Here is a 3,365-nt window from a genome sequence, read left to right as displayed (position 1 = left end):
AATCCTTCTTCTGCCAGTTGCGGAAGCCATCAGCCAGCGGCTCCAGCGGCTCGAAAGACTCAGCATCGGTCATCTCGTCGCTGGCGTCGCCGCGACCCGGCGAGAAGGGCACCAGGATGTCGTGGCCGGCGGCCTTCGCGGCCTGCTCGATGCCCACGCTGCCGCCCAGCACGATGACGTCGGCCACGCTGGCCCCGCTGTCGGCGGCGATCTTCTCGTAGACCTTCAGCACCCTGGCCAGGCGGTCCGGCTCGTTGCCGGCCCAGTCCTTCTGCGGGGCCAGGCGGATGCGCGCACCGTTGGCACCGCCGCGCATGTCGGAGCCGCGGAAGGTACGGGCGCTGTCCCAGGCGGTGCTGACCATCTCGCCGATGGAGAGGCCGCTCCCGGCGATCTGCTTCTTGACGGCCTCGACCGAGTAGTTGGTGTTGCCGGCCGGTACCGGATCCTGCCAGATCAGGTCCTCGTCCGGCACTTCCGGGCCGATGTAGCGCGACTTCGGCCCCATGTCGCGGTGGGTCAGCTTGAACCAGGCGCGGGCGAAGCAGTCCTTGAAGTACTCCGGATCCTTCATGAACTTCTCGCAGATGGCCCGGTAGGTCGGGTCCATCTTCATCGCCATGTCCGCATCGGTCATCATCGGGTTATGGCGAGTGGTCATGTCGGTAGCGTCGACCGGCTTGTCCTCCTCCTTGATGTCGACGGGCTCCCACTGGTTGGCGCCGGCGGGGCTCTTCTTGAGCTCCCACTCATGGCCGAACAGCATGTCGAAGTAGCCCATGTCGAACTCGAGGGGGTTCTTGGTCCAGGCCCCCTCCAGGCCGGAGGTGACGGCGTTGGCGGCCTTGCCCTGCTGGTTGGGGTTGAGCCAGCCGAAGCCCTGGGCCTCGACGTCGGCGGCCTCCGGCTCCGGGCCGAGCGCCTCGGCGTCACCGTTGCCGTGGGTCTTGCCGACCGTATGGCCGCCGGCGGTCAGTGCCGCGGTCTCCTCGTCGTTCATGGCCATGCGGGCGAAGGTCTCGCGGACCTGCTCGGCGCTCTTGAGCGGGTCGGGCTGCCCGTTGACCCCCTCGGGGTTTACATAGATGAGGCCCATCTGCACCGCGGCCAGCGGGTTCTCCATGGTGTCGGGCTTCGCGACGTCCTCGTAGCGGCTGTCGGATGGCGCCAGCCACTCCTTCTCGGCCCCCCAGTAGGTGTCCTTCTCGGGGTGCCAGATGTCCTCGCGGCCGAAGGAGAAGCCGAAAGTCTTGAAGCCCATGGACTCGTAGGCCACGTTGCCGGCCAGAATGAAGAGGTCGGCCCAGCTGACCTTGTTGCCGTACTTCTTCTTGATCGGCCACAGCAGGCGCCGTGCCTTGTCGAGGTTGCCGTTGTCCGGCCAGGAGTTGATGGGAGCGAAGCGCTGGTTGCCGGTACCGCCGCCGCCTCGGCCGTCGGCGATGCGGTAGGTGCCTGCCGCATGCCAGGCCATGCGGATCATCAGGCCGCCGTAGTGACCCCAGTCGGCCGGCCACCAGGCCTGGCTCTCGGTCATCAGGGCGTGCATGTCCTTCTTGAGCGCGTCGAAGTCGAGCTTCTTGACCTCCTCGCGATAGTCGAAGTCCTCGCCCATCGGATCGGTCTTGCGATCGTGCTGATGAAGGATGTCCAGGTTCAGGGACTCCGGCCACCAGTCGGTGTTGGAATGACCGCTGGCGGTCTGGCCTCCGTGCATCACCGGACACTTGCCGGCGTTCTGCTGATCACCCATATCGCTCTCCCATCTGGCTGCGTTGTTGGAATTGCTACCTGTGTATAGAAGATGGCAATCCTGAAGGACAATGAGCCCTGTCAACCATGAGCCGTAAGGCAGCGTGATGATCGGGAACCCTTGTCCTTCCAGTTCAAGCTTCGCTCCTTTGGTCCATTGGCTCAATGTGACATTGACGACCGTGTCGATAGCTATTCTGTATCGGAGGCGGGAGGCGGCATCGCCAGGGTATTTGTCTCGCCCACCAGGAAGGCACGGTTGGCCTCCAGGGCCTCGCGGAGGAAGTCCCAGAGCAGGCGCACCCGGGCCAGGCGACGCTGCTCCTGGCGGGCGGTGATCCAGAACTGGCGGTCGACCGCCACCTCGTCCGCCAGCACGTTCACCAGCGACGCCGAGGCGCTGGCCATGAAGCAGGGCAGGACACCCAGGCCCGCCCCGTGCAGGCAGGCGGCATGCTGGGTGGTGACGCTGGTGCTGCGCATGGCGAAGTGTGGCCCGGGATGGCCCACCACGGCGGGGTCGAGCAGTGGCTCCAGGTAGCTGAGCTGCTCGCTGAAGATCAGGTCGTCGACATAGCCCACCAGGCGGTGGGCACCCAGCTCGGCGAGCCGCTCCGGCCTGCCGTGGCGGGCCAGATACCCTTCGCTGCCGTAAAGGCGCAGCCGGTAGTCACAGAGCCGCGAGATCACCAGGCCCGGGCTCACCGGGCGCTCCACGGTGATAGCCAGGTCCGCCTCGTGGCGGCTCAGGTTGACCACCCGGGGCAGGGCGAGCAGGTCCAGGGTGACGCCCGGATGGCGTTCGCAGAAGGCCGAGAGCAGCGGGGCGATCACCCAGGTGCCGAAGCCCTCGGTCACCCCCAGGCGGATCTGGCCGCTGATCTGGTGGTTCTTGTCGGTGAGGCTCTCGCCCGCCTCGAAGGCGTGGCGGGCCATCTCCTCGGCGTGGGCGAGCAGCTGCTGGCCGGCCTCGGTGAGGTGATAGCCGTGGGTGCTGCGCTCGAACAGCTGGGTGTTGAGCGTCTGCTCGAAGCGCCGGGTGCGCCGCGATAGGGTGGAGTGGTCGAGCCCCAGGCGGCGGGCGGCATCGGTGAGCCGTTCGCTGCGCGCCACCTCCAGGAAGATCTGGATGTCCTGCCAGTCGAGCATGAGATCTCCCGCGGCCTTCTGGTTGTGCGTGAATGCACAAACAATGTGCCCGAGTGCCCGTTGTCACGCCATCCGACGTCTGTATAGACTCGATACCACCACGGTTCGTGTATAGATACACATAAAGTCTAATGTCCCCGCCAGCGCGGCGCCTGACGATGGCCGAACAACGACAAGCCAGGGTCGCGGTCGGGGCAGGAACAGCACAGAGGAGCATGCCACCATGTCCGTTCGCGAGATTCCCATGTACATCGACGGCCAGCCCGTCCAGTCCCAGAGCCAGGAGTGGCGCGACGTGGTCAACCCGGCCACCCAGGAAGTGGTGGCCCGCGTTCCGTTCTGCACCGCCGAGGAGGTCGAGTCGGCCGTGGCCAGCGGCAAGGAGGCCTTCAAGACCTGGCGCAAGGTGCCGCTGGGCAAGCGCATGCGCATCATGCTCAAGCTGCAGGCGCTGATTCGCGACC

General features: G+C 66.2%; 3 protein-coding genes. 1 reads left to right on the top strand and 2 read right to left on the bottom strand.

Features of this window, described 5'->3' with window-relative positions:
• A partial coding sequence (gene katG / locus RI841_RS15570) for a catalase/peroxidase HPI (protein ID WP_310706544.1) occupies window positions 1-1,753 on the bottom strand: 1,753 nt, incomplete at its 3' end.
• Window positions 1,754-1,944: 191 nt separating this feature from the next.
• The gene (locus RI841_RS15565; protein WP_310706543.1) at window positions 1,945-2,901 is read right to left on the bottom strand and encodes a LysR family transcriptional regulator; all 957 of its coding nucleotides are present in this window, start codon (window positions 2,899-2,901) and stop codon (window positions 1,945-1,947) included.
• 223 nt (window positions 2,902-3,124) lie between these two features.
• Here RI841_RS15565 and RI841_RS15560 point away from each other — a divergent pair.
• Window positions 3,125-3,365: aldehyde dehydrogenase family protein (locus RI841_RS15560; RefSeq protein WP_310706542.1), on the top strand; the 241-nt coding region annotated here is incomplete at its 3' end.

Origin of the sequence: Halomonas sp. (genome assembly GCF_031581305.1) — a bacterium.
Classification (GTDB): domain Bacteria; phylum Pseudomonadota; class Gammaproteobacteria; order Pseudomonadales; family Halomonadaceae; genus Halomonas.
This window is presented reverse-complemented; position numbering and strand designations above follow the sequence as displayed.